Genomic DNA, 19,121 nt, shown 5'->3' with positions numbered 1-19,121 from the left:
ACGCCCTCAGAAGACACCCAAAATGTTTTCCGGTCCATGATGAATACTGTGTCACAGTACCCGGACTTAGGCTTTGTTACTATTCTACCGCTGATGGAGCATTACCTGGCTGCGGTCTGGCAAAAGCTGATCCAGAACTGTATCCCAGCGACAGTCCGGTACCCAGTCTGTCGTACTGGGCTCGATTAGAACTGCAATCATGACTAAGTTTTATTACATCTCGTCATTGGTTTACTACATCGAATGTCGTCAGAACTGATTTTAGCGCCTGCAGCAAACCCGACACAGCAAACTATTTTCAAGCAGCTCGCGCAAGCAGGCGTCCCTACCAATACATACTCAACACTCGACACCCCGTCGATAATCACGCATGTCTACCCGCTTCCCACCCGCGTCTCTGGGGACGATTTCGACGAAGCTAGTTTTGTATTGTTCTACGAAGGCAGAAATGAGTATACTTGGGCGGCCCCGATTCACCAAATTGAGGAGAACAATTCGCTGGTCCAGGATCTGTTAGGTGATGCCGGAATCGATGGACGGGATCGGGATAGTTATTCGGACTGCATCGCGATACTTGGGGTTCCCTTCCAGATTGACATTCCAAGTCACGAGCTCCATGCACCCCTCGATCTCGAGGGTGCTCTAACGGCCCCACTCCGGCTATCGTCTGAGCAACTTGCAGGCGTGCTTGAAGGCTATGACTCACTTACTGCCTATTTACAGACGCAAAGAACAGCGCCGACAGTCTGGTTTGATACTGGGCTGCAGACAACCAGTGATAATTCTCCAGAGACCGACCTTGTTATCTATTCAGAAAACCAGGATCAGACACCACTCCGGGAGGCCACAGTCGGTGATATCGTTCTCAACCTTTCGGAGGAGACAAACCGAGTGACGAGTGTTTCCGTCATTGGATCGACCACACGAGGAGATTATGAACAATTACCAGATGAACTCCGATTTAACGAGCACGAACCAGCTATCTACCGGACACTTACATATGTAACTCCACTCAACACCCCACTTGACCTGTATGATGACCTGCTGGGCGACGCAATCTATCAACCGCGGTTGCACCAGCTATTAGAGTCGGAGCAGGTGCTGTTCTATGATTCGGACCTTTCGCTTCGCCCCGAGCATTATCTCACGCCGGTGCCACTGGAGTTACTCTATCTCTTCCTTGCAGAACTACCCGAATTATACGGACACCTACAGGCCTTCCAGTACGAGCTGCCATTTCCAGACCCTGCTGAGACCTATGATACGGACAAGGAGGCGATCGTGGACATCCGTATCCGGATGGCGTTCGCTGACCTCTCAGCGGACTGGTTTCGGGATGCTCTCACCGCAAGGATACTCGAGACGGTGACAGAGACACTAGATAAAGTCAGTAGTGACACTGCACTCACACACCGTGAAGCCAGTCATTGTGAGCTCATTTCGACAGCATACGAGCAGATGGCGCCCCAATTAACAGACCTCGCTGGTGATTATGGTATCGGCCGGGTGGCCCAACTCGTGCCGGCAAAAGTCCTCTTTATGGTACGGTTTCGCGATCTCCAGGCGGCAGCGGGTCTAAACACGAACATGGACCCACTCGTATTGAAAACCGTTCTTACTGCGGACTATACCGTCGAGGCAACGGACCCACAGGTCATTGATACAGATGATGCAGAGCCACTCACAGGGCCGTCTAAACCAAACCAGGCGGATGAGATTGCACGCCAGCTTCAAACAGTGGGTCAGATGGTTTTCTATGGCCCGCCGGGCACAAGCAAAACGTACACCGCTGAGCGGTTTGCGAAGTGGTGGCTCCACCAACAGCCAGGTGTTGAGCCAACAACCCGGCACCTGACCACTGTCACGTTTCATCCCTCGTTCACCTACGAAGATTTTCTTGAGGGCCTCAGTGCCGAGGCCACCGATAACGGCGTGGCCTATGACCACAAACCAGGTGTTTTCAAAACAATTGCTGACCGTGCCCGACGGGAATACACGGCGACTCCGGATGATGAGTCTCCACCGAAGTTTGTACTCATCATCGACGAAATCAACCGTGGCAACCTCGCTCAGATTTTCGGTGAGACGATGACTGCTCTCGAATATAATAAGCGGACTGGGCAACCCGATGAGACGACCGTGACGCTCGCCCACACTGGCGAACCATTCAGTATTCCACCGAATTTGTATCTCATCGGGACGATGAACACGGCTGACCGCTCGATTGCACTCGTTGACACAGCGCTCAGGCGGCGGTTCCGGTTCCTCTCATTTCCCCCAGATTTTGAGGCGCTCTATGGATCTGACACCTTCGCCTTCGATTCTCAGGCAAATGTCGAAACCGCAGCTGGCAACGATACAGCAGACAACCATTTGTTAGCACAGTCCATCCTCACTGTCCAGCACTTCAACACACAAATTATCGGAACTGCTGACCTTGGAAAAGGCAAACAGATCGGCCATTCGTTCTTTTTTGGAGTTAATACTCGAGATGAGGTCGTTGATCTGTGGCGATTCGAACTGCTGCCGCTGCTTGAAGAGTACTTTTTCGGGCAGTTCGATCGAATACAGGATATTCTCTTTGCAGGTGGTGGCACCGAGCTGCTCGACTATGACCGCCAGGAGATCACAACCTTCGATGCCGACACATTGGAAACTGCCCTTACGACGCTACTGAGAACCACGGGGCGTGTTTCGGAATGAGCACCGACAGCGCGCCGTCGCTTTCGTTCACTGATGAGACAACTGTAGATATCACCACCTCGGAACACAACGAGCCCGAGGCTGATGGCTGTGCCGGGCTGGCACTGAGTGATACCGCTATCGATTTTATTGAAACTGAGGTCAACGGCGGAGACAGTCGCCGTGGAGATCGGATTCAGCTCGAGTTTGATCGTGATGGGCTCGTAACGCTACAGACTACCTCATATGTTGGCGTGGTGTCGCTACCAGAGGGGCCGGTGATTGAAATCCGACCGAAGGTCACGGGGACGCCGTTGCTCCATCTGCTCCAGTATGCCAACGGCGTTGACGCCACGACATTTGCCGAAGAGACACCAATCCAACAAGGGAACGTATTTATCGAAGCGATAGCAGCGCTCTTTCAGACAGAGCTGTCGGCGGTTCTTACCCGTGGCCTTCACACAGCGTACCAGACCAGAGACGGGACCGAAAACAGGCTTCGAGGCCGATTGAATCTCCAGCGGCAACTCAACAGACAACCCCCACAGCCGACTGCCTTCGAATGCACGTATGATGAGTTGACTCCTGATGTGCCACTCAATCAAGCTATCCTGTTTGCGACAACGGTTTTGATTGGGCTCGTGCAGGATGACGGTATCGGGAGCGCACTTCAGCGACATCGACAACAGCTTCGACAGCGTGTCACGCTACGGCCAGTTGATCCTGCGGAGCTTCGAACGATCGAGACGACACGGTTGAACGAATACTATGATGACCTGCTGCGGCTTACGGACCTCATCCTGCGTAATCTGTACGTTTCTGAGTTGGCTATCGGGGAGAGTCGCTCATATTCACTGTTAGTGAATATGAACACTGTTTTCGAAAACGCTGTTGGGCGGGCCGCTAAGGCTGCAATTGCCGATCGGACCGGCTGGAGCACGACCGATCAAGATACGTCACGCTCGCTGGATGAAGGCGGTCGTATCAATCTAAAGCCTGACTTTACCATTGCCGATCAAACCAATGCTGTCCGACTGGTGGGAGACGCTAAATGGAAAACGGAGTCACCCGAGAATGATGATTTCTACCAGCTTGCGGCCTATCAGTCTGCCTTTGATGCGCCGGGCCTTGTAGTGTACCCTAATCAGGCTGGCCGACTTGCAGATAGCTATACCTTCCCCGACGGCAAGGAACTCACCTTGATGGAGTTACCAACAATGAAACAGACGGACTCGTTTGCGGAGTATGTAGAGGCTTTGGAGGAGTCTCTTCATTCTGCCATAGACCAGTCGATAGGACATTTGAGTAGGTAAAATTCTGGTTGTAGAAGGATATTTGGAGGGATTCAGCGTGCTGAGACTGAAACTGATATCGTGTTCAGTAGAAACGCAGACAGCCCACATATTGTGCGCTCCATTAAGATCTGGGATCCTTCTAAAATAAATGGAGCCATCAGGGACTCGGAGACATCTGCTCCATCAGAGATACGGACCTTATTTTGAGCGAGTGAACGTGTAATATGGAGTGTATGGTTCAAGCAGGCCCTTGTGGCTGATCCTGTTCAGCTAAACGTACATATTCATTCAGGATTGCATTGCAGAGGGCGTAGAAGGATATGAAGAAGTGAATTGAGAGTTCACGACTATTTTCTATAACGTCTCCGTGTGCGATTTGATTACGTCGCTGTCTCACAGTCTCATCTAAGAAAGTACTGAAGGCGCCATCAAAAAAGTGTGAAATTAACTTACCCAAATTCTTTGTTTGGCTCCGTCCTTTTCCCGGCATCTTGAATTTAGTCCCGTGATCTTCCTCAATTATCTCCCCGCCTGCCTCCTCAACCAGATCCGCTAACACCCCTTCAAACTGGAGAATGATTCCGGCAAGGAACCCTCTGTAGTGCCCTTTCTCAAACTCCATCAACAAATCATTCAGCAGCTCTCTACGCTCCTCAAAGAAACCAATATTCTCAAACGTATTCCGAGCCTGGTCTAAAAGCTCTTGATCAAATCGATCAACAATGAATTCCCGAGCACCCTCCTTGTCTGACTCCAGTAACTCTTGGAACTCCTCAAACTCAGGGAGGGTCATAAACCAAGACCAGGCATAGTTATCCCTGGATGCTAAGTACCGGCGAAGTGCCTGTCTCTCTTCATCACTCTCACAACTTTCTATCAGAAGTTGGTTCAGGTTCACCAAGTCGTTGTCATAGTCTGGCGGAAAGAACGGGTCCATACGGTCGAACATATCCTCGATCAGGGCCTTCTCGATAATCGGGATATCCTTGGCCTGGCCAATATTCATCCGATACCAATCTAAGTTCATCGTGCCAGCGAAGGTCTGGAAAAACTCCTTATAAAGCGGTGTATTTAGCAATCGTGATAGAGCGTCTGCCATCTGGTCGTCTTCAACATGGACACCAATCATTGTATTATCAAACATTGCATCCTCAACCTCTACAGAGTAGCAACGAGGGGTGTCGAAGAACTCCGGAATAACTAGGTCCACGCTATCGATTTTACCCCGGTATTGAGGGAGGAAATACGGGCCCCTCTTACGAGGATTAACTGATGCATCCCGAATATAGTCAGCCAAACCATTGTGTCCATCAGTCTCCAACTGCTCAATGATGTTCTCTTCAGTGAGCTTGACCCCCTTCTTCTCCTGCTCTTCTACGTAGAACTGTAAATCTAAGACGTATTGATCAATCTGGTCCTCAGTAATTGATTGGATATCATCACGAGGATTCTTGATGAGCGGTCGGAAGAACCGTTCATCAATATCCGACTCATCCTTTTCCTCAACACCAAAATAAAAGAAATCGTTATCTCCTGTTTGAATACCGGTTCCGACTGTAACACCAGGTAAATCACCCAGCCTTGGGAACTGTTCAGAAGTGACTATGTCGTAGATTGGCGGGTTAGAGAGTATCCGCATCACGTTTCCACCCTCTAAATCGCTGTGAGATGCCCGCACGATTTCTGCGTTGTATGGGTTATGTCGGTTTTGAACAATCTCTTCCAACGGTTGCTCGAATAGTCCCCGAGCATTTTTTGGTAGTTCCGGTCGGTTGAATCTTGCAATCCCAGTCGCTCGCTCTTCCCGCGCACTCTCCTCTTTAACAAAGGTTAGCAGCACCAGTTCTGGAGCTCTAGCGTAGTTGAATGTGCCAATCGGCAATTCCACGATTCTATGGATGCTACAAGATTCTGTGAGGTGCTGCAGCAAGTCGTTTTTTAGGGCAGATTTAGGAAGCACGAATGCTCCGCGTCCCCCCTCTTTCAGGTGTGCTGCTGCCTTCGCTACGAATCCAGCTGCTGCCGTGGGTCCAATACTTGGGTATTTGTCTAGAAGTTCTTCACGTTTCTCTGGGATTAGATGATGCATCCTTCCGACCGGAGGGTTCCCAATAACAGCATCGAATTTTCGTGATTCGCCTTTTTTATCCAGCTCTCGCTGGCCCAACTGGTTCCAGTCGAAGAAATCGGTATTCAGAATTTTAGCGTTGCTAATGTCTTTCAACCGGGCTTGAGCTAATTTGGCGATTACCGGATTTATCTCTATTCCAACCAACTCTGCCTCTTCATTCTCTTTGGCGGCCTGTTTCAGAAGACTGCCTGTTCCCGTCGCAATATCTAAAACAGCCTCATCCGATGGTGAGATGGCCCAGCCAGCTAAAATCTCGGTCACCGCTTGGGGAGTAAATCCTGCTAAGTACCCAGAATCATTCAATTTCTCTAATGCTTCATCAATTTCAATATCTTCCCCCTCGATCTGTCGGGTGATGACTATTTCTACGACTTCCTCAAATGAATCAGCCTCAGAAGACGTGTAGTACTGGTTTGTCTGGCCATTGAATTCCAAGAGTCCCTTCTCGACCGTGATGAAAATCCGATCAATACCCTCTGGAAGGCTTTCTAATTGGCTTTGCGGTCCACCAGGATGATAGAAGTACAGAGACGAAGCACCGACATCAATCTTAACGCCATCATCGATTATCTCCGTTGATTCCACCTCCGACAATTCCGAGAATTCTTCTGATAGATTCAGATCTAAATGAGGGAGGTCATTATGACGCATTGACTGTTCTGTCTATCTTTCTCAACTCTCAAATATATTTGCCCAAGATTTGGGTGATTATTCCTCTACCTTCTTCAGGACGTGTCTGCAGAATTTCAGGCCGGGACTTCGCCGGTTTCCAGTTTGAAATGGTGTAAAAAATCTTTCTCACTTTCTCTTGGCGGTGTTTAGTTAAGCATGAAAAGTGAGGCAGGCGAATTTCTTGGTGCTCTATGCCAGAAATCGCCCGCCTCAGCGGTAGTAGAGAGTGGATTGATTTGGATTTTGTGGAGCGCGAGCGAACACCCCAGCCAGCGATGGCGCTGGGTATTCAAGCCCACGTTGCGGGCTTGTCGTTGTCGAATACCGTCGAATTGCTTGATTCACTGGGTGTCCAACGCAGTCGAAAAGCAATCCATGACTGGGTGCAGAAAGCCGATCTACAGCCCGAATCTGGGAAATCTCCGAATCAGATCGCGCTTGACGAAACGGTGATTCGCATCAACGACCAGCAGTTCTGGCTGTATGCCGCCGCCGATCCGCAGTCGAACGAACTGCTTCACGTTCGGTTGTTTGCGACAACTACGACCGCTCTCACGGAAATTTTCCTACGCGAACTTCGGCAAAAGCACGATGTCGAAACCGACGTTTTTCTCGTTGATGGCGCGAAACACCTCCAAACTGCGCTCCAACGAGCAGGGCTCCGATTTCAGGTGTGTCGCCACGGAAATCGGAACGCTGTCGAACGAATTTTTCGAGAACTCAAGCGACGAACGTCGTCGTTTTCGAACTGCTTCAGCCACGTCGAACCGAAAACAGCCGAAAAGTGGCTCCAGAGTTTCGCTCGCTGGCACAGTGCTCCAAACTAAACACGACCTTTCTCTTATAATGCTCCCAGCGTCGTCGACATCAAATTCTATGATTTCCCCTTTTTGCCATGAGAGTGGTTGTCTGGTCCTGTTTCTTTCTCAAGTATGTGCTTAATTTGGTCTCCTTTAGATACCCCTGTGCGTCGTCGGAGACCGAGACTATCCCTTCGACTTTGTTCTCTTCACTGTACAGTATTTTGACATCTCTGTTTAGAAGCTAGTGCCTTTTATGGCTCGCTCAAAAGCGGGGCGATTTATACGCTCAGCAGGCGGCGTAGAAAGTCTGGCCTCTTGCTCTTAGCCGCACCCAAATCTTGACTTCTTCAGATAGTCAACGCTGTCAACAAGAAGGGCGCATCAAATCCGGCTCAGAGATGATGTGTAGGAGCGCATCAAAGCGAACAAGCGCGACGAGTCATTTAGCGACGCCGTGGAGCGGCTTAACGGTAGACGATTGCTCAGAGAACTCCGTGGTGTTTTCGACGAGGACCAGGTGAGAGAGATGCGGGACGCCATCGAGCAGGCTGACCAACAGTACCGTAATGCAGTCCGTGACGTTGCCAAGCGGTTCGAATAATCGTCGATACGAGCTTCATTCTATCATTATCGATGACGTTGAAGCGGCCGTCGAGAAGGAGCGGGAACTCGAAGCCGATATGTCCCAATGGTGATCCCCTCACTGACGGTGTTAAAACTCTACATCGGTGTCGGGAAAGTCGCGAGCACACGTGAAGAACGACAGACGGTCGAAGCTGTGCTTGATTCATACCCGTTGGTCAATATGACGCCGAGCATCTCCCGCCGCGCTGGCCAGCTGCTCGGCGAGCGTATGGCTGAGACTGACAATTGTGAAGGGCCTAGATTGGGAAAAGAGATGCTGCGATCGCTGCAACCGCTTTGGAACTCGATGAGCCTGTCCTCGCTGGCGATATTCACTTCGCGAACACCCTCGGCGTCACCGATGAAAACTACCGGTGACTCTTTTCTAATTTTGGAGGATGTGAGTGAGTTAGTATTGCTGTAAGATTGTCTCGTAGCGATCGAGGTCGGCTTCGATATCTGCCGGTTCCAAGTTAATGGACTCCGTCTCCCCTTCATCAGTAAATACCAATCGAAGATCAACACTATCGAGGCTTGGATCCGCTTGATAGAGTGCGCAGGCGTACACCCGTAATTGTGGGAGATAGTATTCTCGTAATGTCTCTGTCGACCGTCCAGTGAGGCCACTCGTCTTGTAATCGACGACGTGGTATCCGGTCGGTGTGACGGAGAGATGGTCGATATCACCGATGATCCGACCGGCCGAGAAGCGAGCTGTCACCTGTAACTCGTCGAACCGCTGTTCGACTGGATGCGCCGACTGGATTTGTTCGAGTTCGGCGAGTCCAGTGTTGACGTGTTCTTCAATTTGGGTTATGATTTCGTCCGTAATGACAGTAGGATCCGGTCCAAGCCGTCTGATTATATCAGGCCATTCTGCTTGTGGCAGTCGGAGCTCACAGAGTTTGTGTACGATATCGCCGATCACTGTCGGGTCAAGTGCTTGTGTCGATTCTTTCGTATCAGAGTCCTTTATGTCGTATGCGTCGTTTGAACCCGGCGTCGTCGGCTTCGAGGCTCCGTCATGGCGCATGTTGTAGACGTAGTCACGGAACTCAGTGGCTGTAAGCCGGACATTCGGTTGAGTCGATGGTGGGTCATCAATCTCAATGTCTGTTGGTGGGCGCTGCTGTGCCGTCGTCGAACGCCATGTCGTTCCGTCCGGTGGGCGATGGATCGTGTAATCTGCTGCTCCCAGCGATCGCTGGACTGACGGCGTTGTCGAAAGGGCCTCGACTAAACTGTCATCTTCCACCAGGAGCGGTTGGAGCCAGTCTGTCCGCCGCTTTGCTTCAGCTGGCGGCTTGCCTGCTGCCAGCCCTGACTCACGATCTTCATCGGCTTCGTGCAGCCCGCTCAACAACAGAAGATCACGTGTTCTCGTCAGTGCGACGTAGAGCGTTCGCTTGCTCTCTGCCCGTTCTTCTCGCTCGTTGTGGGCCGTGGCGAGATCAAACAGCGGTGAGGAGACTGTCTCGAAGGGCTCACGCGGATCTGGTGTCTTCAGTCCGAGCACTGGCTCTCCATCGATCGTCTCGATGTGTCCGCTCGGCAGGTTCGATTCGATATTGATCTCCCGACCCAGTTCCGGTACACCAACGACTGGGAACTGGAGTCCCTTCGCGGAGTGAATCGTCCGGAGTTGTACGCCGTCAATGTCGCCGGGGATCGTCGCCTCTCCTGGGTCATCGTCAGCCTCGCGTTCGGTCTCGATCCGGTCGAGTAGCCTAGCTATCGAGAGCGTACTTCCTTCCTCCCAGGATCGAATTCGATCCCGGAACTTTTCGACGTTCGCGATCGCCTGCTGGGGGCGTTCATCGGCCCCAATACTCGCGAGATAGCCTGTATCCTCGAGAATCTGTGAGAGTAGTGTGCTCCAGGAGATCACCTGTTCTGAGCTATCGAATCCGGCAGCGGCTCGCCAGCTGCGTATCGTCTGTCGGGCTGTATCGAGGTTACCGCTGACCCCCTTGAGAGCAACCCAGAGTGGCTCATCGGTGGCAGCCAGTTCCACCAGCTCCTCGTCGGAAAACCCGAAGATCGGTGAACGGAGCACGCCATACAGCGGAATATCGGCTGTCGGATCGTTGAGTACGTGGAGAAGATTTATTAGCGGCTTGATCTCTGGTGTTTCGTAGAACCCCGATCCCGCGAGGTTCGTGTAGGGGATGTCGGATGCTTCGAGTGCTCTCTCGAAGGCAGCCACGCGAGTCGTCGATCGGAACAGGAGTGCAACGTGTCGGGGCTGGACTGGGCATACCTCTTCGCGATCAGGATCGTAGATGGTTCGCTCGGATTCGAACAGCTCTGACAGCCGCGCAGCGACCGCATAGGCTTCTCGTTCAGCTGCTGAGGATGCGTTTTTGTCGGCAATCGCTCCGTCTGGCAGGTCGAGTTTCGTTGCGTCGTCCTCTGTTTTCGGGACAAGCAAATATTCAACGTCCCCTTCGATCTCTGTCCCCTCTTCACGTCCTGTCTCGAGCCATTGCGGCGTGGCTTCAAAGGGTGCATACTCTTCCTCAGGGACGTCTGCGACGCTGCCGTTGTCGGGGATTTCCATTCCAGCCGGACGGAACAGCCGCTCAAAGAGTTCGTTGATAAACGTCAGTGGACCATCCAACGTCCGGAAGTTTGTTGTCATGTCCTGCTCGGCGTCGAGGCCATCGGGATTCGCGGCAGTGAGTTCTCGGCGTGAGGAGCGGAAATGCGTGACATCGGCCCCACGGAATCGGTAGATGCTCTGCTTTTCGTCACCGACGAGGAGCGCGTTCTGCCCATCGAAGACTGTGGTCTCCGTCCCAGAGAGTCGCTTGACGATCTCCCACTGTCGGGGGTCAGTATCCTGAACCTCGTCGACCATGATGTAGGCGAACTGCTCGCCAAGTTCGCGGCAGGCAGTGGGATTATCATCGAGGAACTCGATTGCCTGCTGGATCTGATCGGAATAGTCGAGTGCATTCTGGCGGTCTTTGCGATGTTCGTACTCTTCGAGAACGGCCTGAAAGACACGGGCGAGTGCGACGGTGTACTGTGCTTCGTTTCTCGCAATGTCGATCCGACGGTCAATATTCCGTTGTTCTGGTTCGAGATGCTCGATAAGCGTATCCAGCGCAGCACAGAGTCGGTCATGTTCGGCTTCGAGGCCGTGCTTACTCCACCGGCTTGAGCTCCCTTCGTAGCGCCACGTCTGCGACGAATACAGGCCACCGCTACCCTTTGTGACCCGATTCCCGAGATGAGTGAACAATACCGCTCGGTCGTAGGGGGTTCCGTCAGCTGTATGTGCGCCTGTCTGGGTAAGTATCTCTGTTACCAGCTCGATCGTAGCCTGCCCGTCATCGTCTGCCTCGCTGAATCCATGCTCTACGTCCGCGAGCGCGATGATCTCGTTGAGTGCTTCTCTGACTGCCTCGTTGTCGTAGATGGTTTCCGCTTCATTCGGTGTGAACGCTGGTTCTACACGATCGAGTGAGGCCTCGAAATACTCGTCGGCAGTCATTTCAGCAACGTCTTCGGCCCAATCAACGCTGTCTGGTCGTTGGTCAAACAGATCAGATAGTAGGTTCTCGAACCGACGGCGGGGATAGAGTTGCACTAACCGCCTTACATCCTCACTCAGTGTCTCACCAGTGACCCCCCATCGGTCAACGATTGTCTGTGTTCCATCAAGGGGGTCTTCCGAGCCGAGTGTCTGATCGCGGGTTCCAAACGGCGGTTCCTCGGCGGTTTCCGCGACGGTGTCGAGCACGGTCGTAATCGCGGCGTCAAGCACCCGTTGGGCGTCAGTTTCGTCGAGCGTATCGAAGTCCGGATGGACGCCTGCTTCGACGGCAAACTCACGGAGTAGCCGGCTACAGAACCCATGAATCGTGTGGATATACGCATCTTCGAGTCCGTCTTGGGCCCGCCGCCAGCGAGCGTATGTCTCTGGGGTCGCCGCTTCGAGTTCCTCGTCGATCGTGTCACGGATGCGGTCCTCGAGTTCGTTCGCTGCATCGTTCGTGAAAGTAATTGTCAGAACATTCTCGGGATCGAGAGACGGATCCGACAAGAGCATCCGACGGTACCGTTCGGCGAGTGTCGTTGTCTTTCCTGTCCCGGCCCCGGCGGTGACTGCGACGTTGCGATCGAGTGCTAACGCTTGCTGCTGTTGCTCTGTTAGTGTGAACTCATCATCGGACTCATCGTCCGTCCCTTCGTCAGCTACTTCGGGGATTTCCTCAGACATCGATGTCACCTCCCTGAGCCGGAGAAAGCTGACCGATGAGTTCGTCCCAGTCATCAGTCTGGGCGGCATCCGGTACGTAGATGTTGTCGTCTCCTTCGATTTCATCGATGATCGCTTCGCGACGATGATGCCGGACGTCACAGACATCTTGGAATGCACAGTACTCACACTGGGCTGCGTCTTCCTCGGCGACAGTCGGATGAAACGCTCCCTGCTCAAGTGCCTCGATGGCTGTTTCGATACGCTCTGGGGTCGCCGTTTCGAGGAATTGCGCGTATACCTCGTCGTCAAGCCGCCGTGAGAGCTTCCCAAAGCGGTTTATTTCGGGATCCGGGCGAATCATATAGTAGGCCGCCTCGATCGGAGTATCGACGTCTGGGAGCAGTGTGTGGGCAGCGCGGGCATAGAGCGGGAGTTGGAAGTTCATCCCTCCGATCGCGTGCTTTTCGAGCGTGTAAATCCGGTTCCGTCGCGATGTCTTGTAATCGAACACCGTTGCAGACGACCGATCTGGGGTGACGTCAACCCGGTCGATTACACCTCCAACCGGTAGTGGCGTCCCGTCATTATCGAGGACTGGTCGATCGTCCCCAAATTCCGCCTCGAAATACAGCGGCTTCGCGTCTGTATCTGTCTCCAGTTCCGTCTCAAGGAACCTCACGAACACGCCACGGCCACTCTCATGGGCTGCCTCTGTGCCGACTGCGTGATAGTACGGGTTTTCGGCTTCGGATGCCAGTCCCGCACAGAGGATCGATATGAGCCGTTCGTCGAATGCAGACGCAATGGGATAGTCGTTTTCCGTGAGTGTCTGTTCTACCGCGGCCAACAGTCGTCGTTCGAGTTCTTCGCGGTCAAAGGACGCAAGATCGACGGGTTCGCTATCGGTCTGGAGCTCGGTGAAAAAGGTTTCCAGGGTCTCATGGACGACGGTACCGACCAGCCGATGATCAAGCTCTGGGTCGATCGTGTCGGGCTCTTCGAATCCGAGCCCCTCGCTGAGTAGATATTTGAAGCCACAGGTGGCATAACTCGAGAGCCGGTTGTGGCTAAACGGGCGGTGCGTGAGTCGTTCGTTGAGGTTCTCCAACGGTGTATCGTTGAGTTGGGCATCGTGTGTGGTTAGCGTTGTTTCCGACCGGTGAGTTGCACACTGGATTCCGTTCTGAGTGAAAGTTGCCTGCTCACGCTCGAAAGCACCGCTTGATGCCTGTTCGACGGCTATCGAGAGGTCATCAGGATCCGCACCACTCAGCCCGATTGCTCGCTGGAGGTCCTCAGTTGAACCACGACGTTCGTTGTCAAATTCTTCGTTGGGAGTCAGGCCAGCGACGCGAGCAAGTTCGTCGACGATTGGAGATTCGAGCAACTGATCATCATCGGACGTTCGTTCGGGCGTCGTGATGTGTGCTGACTCCGCGTTGGCGAGAAGCGTACAGAACCGATGTCGAGCCCGATCCCGCGATTCGTGTTCCGCAAAGAGATCCAACGCTGTCCCAACCGTCTCGAAGAACCGTGGCCGGTCGTCAGATCCAGGTAAATGCTCGTTGGTTGCACCAAGGACGTAGAGGCGTTCGAAATCTGCCATCGGTGTGTCCTGTAAGCCAATAATCTCAACGCGCCCAGTCGGATCAGCTTGTGAAGCAGGAATTCTGAGCCCCTCGATCCCATCCGTGAGCTCTCGCAGCGGGTCGTCGAGACCGCATGTCTGGATGACTTTCTCGACGGACTCGAGGCTGCGCTGTATCCGTTGGATCGCGCGTGTCTCGTAGGTCACGAGCGTCTGTGTGCCGTCAACTGATATTGCGTCCGGATCGTCGAGCCCGAGATACGCAAGCAGGTCGCGAAACGCTGCAACGAAGGTATCCGGTGACGCTTCAGCGACATCTCCGGTGATGTCCAACAGCGCATCAACACCTTTTGTCGAGGTTTCGAGTTCCGCTTGGAAACGGTCGATATCCGCAGTGTAGAGTCGGCGTTCAATATCGACGAGTTCGGCAGCGTCGACATCGGGCAGATCGACAATGGGGTTCGTTGCGATCTCCGTCACAACAGTCGCGGTAGGGTTGTCACAGAGGCTGAGTGTATCGAGGATTGCACGTCCGGCGTAGGTGTGTTCGAGAAACACTCCAAGGTTCATCGCTCGGTCGATCCCGTATGCAGAGAAGACATCTGCGATGTGTTCTCTGTAAGACAACAATCCTGGGACGAGGACGAGGATATCATCTGGTGTGTACGCACGGGTTGCGAGATCGTGTCTGATCTGGCGAGCGACGTGTCGAACCTCTCGGTCGGGCGTTGGCGCTCGATTCCACGCCAGTTCCGGATACGATTGCTCCGGGCTGGCCTGTGGCGTGTACATTTTGCTCGCGACGTTATGTAATGGCTGCTCGGTTGCTGGTGCGATAGTCTCGAACTCAAAACCGAGGTCCGCCAGTGTGTTCCTCGTCCGTCGAATGACAGGGTTGGCTTGTCCGTCCTGAGCGTCTCGCTGTGTGTGGGGTAGCACATACAAAACTTCGAAATCATCGCTCAGCCGCTCAAGGACGTTTGCCTCGACTGGCGAGGGATCGAGCAACCCAGAGACGATGACTGTATCGACTGTCGGAAACGCTTCTGTGAGTGGTGTCTCAGCTGTTGCAATTTCGGCGGCTTTCTGATTTCGCGGGCGTGCCTCCGGGTGCGCGATGTCTGATCGATACTCGGTGTAGGCCTCGAATGCTTTCGCGACCGGCTCGATATAGTGGGTATCGAGAGTGGTGTTCCCGAGATGTTCTCTGACAGCCTTTGGGGTGAGTACATTCGCTGCCTCTAACTCAAGAAAGAGTTCGGAGAATGAGTCGCGATGCTGGCGGGCGTTGGACAGTGTTCCGTCGCGGTCTACGTCTTCGAGAGCCTGTTCGATAATTCGCCGACGCTCGAATGTACCAATGTCGGGATAGGGGCCGTAGAGTCGCTCGTGGGCTTTCATCACGAACGAGGAGAAGTCTGTGATCTGTGCGCGGAGCGGTGAGTACGTGTCTTGCCACGTTTCAGCGATCGACTCACGCTGATAGCCGTTGTTCTCGAGGATGAGGGTCCGCTGGGGGCCGGAGTCTGCTAATGTGTCGGCTCGGTCGAAGGCTGTATCTCTGAGTGTTGTAAAGGAAGGGCCAGCAAGGACCGTATTCGCTGCCATTCTTTTACACGTTACATACCAGTTTCTTCAAACTACTGGAAGGACAGATTCGCGTTATAAGCAGGTCACGGCTTGCCGATGTACTCCGATTTCATTGCACCGCCGTCGCGATAGTAGCGGTAGAGATACGGCCCGTCCATATCAGCTGGGTTACCGCTTGCACACTTGCAGCTGTCATCGCCACATTTGACTTTCTCTTTGACAACTGTTCCTTTGCTCGACGTATCGGTATTGTCAACAGGCTCGGCTGTCTCAGGAAGTTCGTCTTCTCCGACTGGCTGTTCGCGATACTCGATAAGTGTCTCCACATAGGCGTGGAGATCTCGCAGCGTCTCTGTAGGAGTACCCATATTAAGACGCTTACGCGCCAACTGTATCTATTGGCGCAGTGCTATATCGGCGTCACGAACACGACGACGCGACTACCGATCACGACGGCGTACGCGTACCTGGCGGCTACCGCGACAACAAAAGAACACCTGCCGATGGCGACCGATCTGGAGACTGGGATCTGATTCTCTAACACTTAGCTGGGAATGAGGGAATCGTAACGAACCAACTAAATTTGACCAGCTTACTCATTTCTCGTCTGGTACCTCGGTTAAAAATGTCTCGCCACTCTCGCTCACACTGTACTTTCCGTCCTCAATCTTTTTGACGTACCCGTGGTCACTGAGTTTTGCTAACCGCCGAGAGGCGTGTTCGCGAGACATACCGAGATTATAGCCGAGAATAGATGGTGATTGAACCGGGAGTAGGTCAGAGGAGTCTAACGCGACGAGAAGCAGCACATCAGTATTCGACATCCAATCTGGTCGCTTTTTCATCAGTTGTCCTGTCAGCCGTCGTTTGCCCTGGACTTATCAATTTTTAATCACGTTATAGTGACCTCCAATCACGGAATCGTGAATCTTTAAGTATCACGAAGAAGTGACTGACAATTACGGAACCGAGATGTCGAAGCACACTTTTCGTTCTCAACGGTCATCCGCGATGCATCGGCCTAGAACCATCCTCGTCTGCTCTCGAATGGATACATGATCAGCATCTCGAAAGAGGACCTGTCCGAGGAAGAGTTCGAAGCTGTCATTACATCTAGTGGTTTCCAGAAAATGTTGCTGTACCAGCGACTCGCCGATGGTATCGATGTTTTGCGGACGCACGATCGGCTGTATAAATCAATGATTCGAGCAATAACGGAGCAGCACTCGGAGATTGACTCCGTCGACAGTATTGAAGAGGTACTCTCCTTGTTCGAGCACGAAGTGGCAACCTATACTGAACCCCTGACCGCTAACAATGACAATGAACCCGAGTTGCTCACCGAGCCGGTATCCACCTTTGATGACGTCCCCGCTTCCGGTGATGCGACAGTGAAGGATGATCCAGAGAAGATTGTTCGAGAGTATCTTGAGGACCGCTTCGAGGAATGTGACGAGATCAAAATAAAAGCGAACGAGATTGCATCTGATATTGAGTTGCGAAGCACCCATGTGGGCGGGATTCTAGGCCGGTGGCGGAATGCTGAGAACCCACCATTTGCAATCACTGCGTCAGAGTCAGCCACCAGCGGGAATGTCTGGACGATCAAGCAAACCGTATGAACGCGGACTCGACACGAGCGAACTAAACTATGCCAATCGAAATTGAATACAGGTGTAATAACTGTCATAGATTTGTATCATGGGTCTACGACGAGGATGAGGACAAAATCAAATCTGATACGTTGACAGGATGTCCAGGACAGGATTGTACTGTAATTCACAATATCTCAGCTCAGAAAATTGATGACGACAAGAGTTGATTCTCTAATCGAGTAATCAACATTCAGCAGGCGGTTTAATAACACCCTCGCTGATCGACTGTAGAGGGTTTCTGTACAAATAGGTGATCGTGATTGAACGAGTGTCTGTTATTCGATGTACTTGGGGCCGGAATCTGGCTGGATGACCACACCACCTGTCTAGTAAACTAAATTTTTATTGATATATATCCGCAATATTCAAAAGTATTTGTCTTCTAATGCCCATTCCCCGCTGTATTTATTATAATATTACTAAAGCGCCCACATCTTATACGGAAATTTCTACAGCAGAAAAACAAAAATAGACCCGGTCCTCGGAGGCAGTCATGGACTGTATCTGTGGCCTCGGCAGAACAAGACTGCTTACATCTTTCCTCATTTATTTTCTGTTTCCGGATCTGTTAACGCGGGTGATATCAGATCTGCAAGTTTTTTTGCTTCGATATGTGAATAATGCTCTCTTACTACTTCGACTGAGTTATCTAAGTACCGTGCAGCTGTTTTGAAATCAAATTGTCGAACAAGAATCTCACCTATACCTCTTCGAGCACCATGTGGCGTCAAGTAATCGTGCTTCTCAGGCTCAATATCTGCCTCTTCACAGAGCGATGCTAATGTTTTTCGACAACCATCAGTTGTCATTGATGGTATTTCGATATCTTCAGAAAGTGCTAGAAACATATCATATACATAATCTTGTCGAGCATCAGCTATTGTTTGATCATTCCAACCACGTTTAGTCAATTTGTTTTTAACATACTGTGTCACAGTAGGATAGTGGAATGTCTGAAAGACTGGCCATTCTTCGGGTGGGTTTCGTAACCACTGTCGGTAAGAAGTCAGTGCATCAGCGACAGGCCCTGGCATCGGTGCTGCATCCCATGATTGAGTTTTCCGATAAACAGAAAGATAACCATCATCAAAATGAACGTGTTTCCATTTTAAACCTATTCGACGAGGGTCCTCCTGTAGCCGAAATATTTCACTTCCTCGGACTGCAGTTAATCCTATCACATAAACTAATGCCCTATTACGATGAGCCCTCAGTATATCGTACCACTTTCGTTGTATATCTTCCGAAGGGGGCGGGTATTTTTCGATTTTTTTATCGTAATTTGTCTCAAACTGTTGAACGGCATCGTTAGCAGCCTTATCGACGTGCGATCTGAGTGTTGATAATTCCTCTAAACTCCACCGTTGCTGGATACTGGGTCGTTCTTCAATACCGCCTGATATAATATTCGTCTGTCTTGCCCGATCCGCATAGTCTGCATCAATAATACGTTCAGCAGCACACCAACTCACCCAACCAGCAATCATGTAATAATACACGATCGCAGTGCTCTGTTTTAGATTCGCTTGTGCATTAAGATAACGAGCATACTCCTGAAACACATCCGGACTTAAATCAGATGTACTTGGCTCCGATTTATCACAATTTACAATTCCTGACCAATCGTCTGGCCCTTCCTCTCCTTTCGCCCATGAAACAAATCGATGCAATTCGCGCTCAACGTTACGTCGGTAAGTTCCTCCATCACTATTTTCCCCTTTTGAAATAATTTTTAAATATGGTTTGAAAGTCTTCACAAGTGTCACTGGCCCATCAATTTTGTCGTTCCAGTTCATATCCTATGAACTGCCCTACGGTTAGACTTCTAGTATTTTTATCGGTGCTAATCTAGTGGTTGTTTCTGGCACAAT

General features: G+C 51.7%; 10 protein-coding genes and 1 pseudogene. 6 read left to right on the top strand and 5 right to left on the bottom strand.

Translation table 11 applies throughout. The features are described from left to right. Positions 1-243: 243 nt before the first annotated feature. Together WDJ60_RS11115 and WDJ60_RS11110 are read left to right on the top strand one after the other, a co-directional pair. Complete coding sequence (locus tag WDJ60_RS11115; RefSeq protein WP_340100503.1) at positions 244-2,703, top strand: McrB family protein; 2,460 nt, start codon at positions 244-246, stop codon at positions 2,701-2,703. After that, a complete protein-coding gene (locus WDJ60_RS11110; RefSeq protein ID WP_340100502.1) occupies positions 2,700-3,995 on the top strand; it encodes an McrC family protein in 1,296 nt (431 codons plus the stop codon). The genes WDJ60_RS11115 and WDJ60_RS11110 overlap by 4 nt, the downstream gene beginning before the upstream one ends. Positions 3,996-4,215: 220 nt before the next feature. Here the strand turns inward: WDJ60_RS11110 and WDJ60_RS11105 are convergent, their stop codons facing one another. Continuing rightward, entirely contained in the window at positions 4,216-6,759 is a 2,544-nt protein-coding gene (locus WDJ60_RS11105) for an HsdM family class I SAM-dependent methyltransferase (protein ID WP_340100501.1), read from the bottom strand. A 212-nt stretch (positions 6,760-6,971) separates the two neighbouring features. Between WDJ60_RS11105 and WDJ60_RS11100 the strand changes: the two genes are divergently transcribed. The 3 genes and pseudogenes from WDJ60_RS11100 to WDJ60_RS11090 all read left to right on the top strand — a co-directional run bounded on the left by WDJ60_RS11100 (position 6,972) and on the right by WDJ60_RS11090 (position 8,585). Further along, on the top strand, positions 6,972-7,607 hold the full coding sequence (locus WDJ60_RS11100) for an IS6 family transposase (RefSeq protein ID WP_340100500.1): 636 nt from the start codon (positions 6,972-6,974) through the stop codon (positions 7,605-7,607). Positions 7,608-7,998: 391 nt separating this feature from the next. Continuing rightward, entirely contained in the window at positions 7,999-8,184 is a 186-nt protein-coding gene (locus tag WDJ60_RS11095; RefSeq protein WP_340100508.1) for an antitoxin VapB family protein, read from the top strand. Then, positions 8,181-8,585: pseudogene (locus WDJ60_RS11090) on the top strand (PIN domain-containing protein). The gene WDJ60_RS11095 and the pseudogene WDJ60_RS11090 overlap by 4 nt, the downstream one beginning before the upstream one ends. Positions 8,586-8,616: 31 nt before the next feature. Here WDJ60_RS11090 and WDJ60_RS11085 read toward each other — a convergent pair. The 3 genes from WDJ60_RS11085 to WDJ60_RS11075 form a co-directional block, all read right to left on the bottom strand. Continuing rightward, the gene (locus WDJ60_RS11085) at positions 8,617-12,435 is read right to left on the bottom strand and encodes a UvrD-helicase domain-containing protein (protein WP_340100499.1); all 3,819 of its coding nucleotides are present in this window, start codon (positions 12,433-12,435) and stop codon (positions 8,617-8,619) included. Next, the gene (locus WDJ60_RS11080; RefSeq protein WP_340100498.1) at positions 12,428-15,613 is read right to left on the bottom strand and encodes a PD-(D/E)XK nuclease family protein; all 3,186 of its coding nucleotides are present in this window, start codon (positions 15,611-15,613) and stop codon (positions 12,428-12,430) included. The genes WDJ60_RS11085 and WDJ60_RS11080 overlap by 8 nt, the downstream gene beginning before the upstream one ends. A 65-nt stretch (positions 15,614-15,678) precedes the next feature. After that, entirely contained in the window at positions 15,679-15,963 is a 285-nt protein-coding gene (locus WDJ60_RS11075) for a DUF6788 family protein (RefSeq protein ID WP_340100497.1), read from the bottom strand. A gap of 687 nt (positions 15,964-16,650) precedes the next feature. Between WDJ60_RS11075 and WDJ60_RS11070 the strand changes: the two genes are divergently transcribed. Beyond that, complete coding sequence (locus WDJ60_RS11070; protein WP_340100496.1) at positions 16,651-17,217, top strand: hypothetical protein; 567 nt, start codon at positions 16,651-16,653, stop codon at positions 17,215-17,217. 575 nt (positions 17,218-17,792) lie between these two features. Here the strand turns inward: WDJ60_RS11070 and WDJ60_RS11065 are convergent. Continuing rightward, positions 17,793-19,046, bottom strand: coding sequence for a tyrosine-type recombinase/integrase (locus WDJ60_RS11065; RefSeq protein ID WP_340100495.1), 1,254 nt, complete (start codon positions 19,044-19,046; stop codon positions 17,793-17,795). Positions 19,047-19,121 lie beyond the last annotated feature (75 nt).

Origin of the sequence: Salinibaculum salinum (assembly GCF_037645885.1) — an archaeon.
GTDB lineage: Archaea > Halobacteriota > Halobacteria > Halobacteriales > Haloarculaceae > Salinibaculum > Salinibaculum salinum.
This window is presented reverse-complemented; position numbering and strand designations above follow the sequence as displayed.

Bases quoted from the DNA above. Each gene is read 5' to 3' on its own strand.
- WDJ60_RS11115 (WP_340100503.1), top strand. From the start codon at position 244: ATGTCGTCAGAACTGATTTTAGCGCCTGCAGCAAACCCGACACAGCAA.
- WDJ60_RS11110 (WP_340100502.1), top strand. From the start codon at position 2,700: ATGAGCACCGACAGCGCGCCGTCGCTTTCGTTCACTGATGAGACAACT.
- WDJ60_RS11105 (WP_340100501.1), bottom strand. From the start codon at position 6,759: ATGCGTCATAATGACCTCCCTCATTTAGATCTGAATCTATCAGAAGAA.
- WDJ60_RS11100 (WP_340100500.1), top strand. From the start codon at position 6,972: ATGCCAGAAATCGCCCGCCTCAGCGGTAGTAGAGAGTGGATTGATTTG.
- WDJ60_RS11085 (WP_340100499.1), bottom strand. From the start codon at position 12,435: ATGTCTGAGGAAATCCCCGAAGTAGCTGACGAAGGGACGGACGATGAG.
- WDJ60_RS11080 (WP_340100498.1), bottom strand. From the start codon at position 15,613: ATGGCAGCGAATACGGTCCTTGCTGGCCCTTCCTTTACAACACTCAGA.
- WDJ60_RS11075 (WP_340100497.1), bottom strand. From the start codon at position 15,963: ATGGGTACTCCTACAGAGACGCTGCGAGATCTCCACGCCTATGTGGAG.
- WDJ60_RS11070 (WP_340100496.1), top strand. From the start codon at position 16,651: ATGATCAGCATCTCGAAAGAGGACCTGTCCGAGGAAGAGTTCGAAGCT.
- WDJ60_RS11065 (WP_340100495.1), bottom strand. From the start codon at position 19,046: ATGAACTGGAACGACAAAATTGATGGGCCAGTGACACTTGTGAAGACT.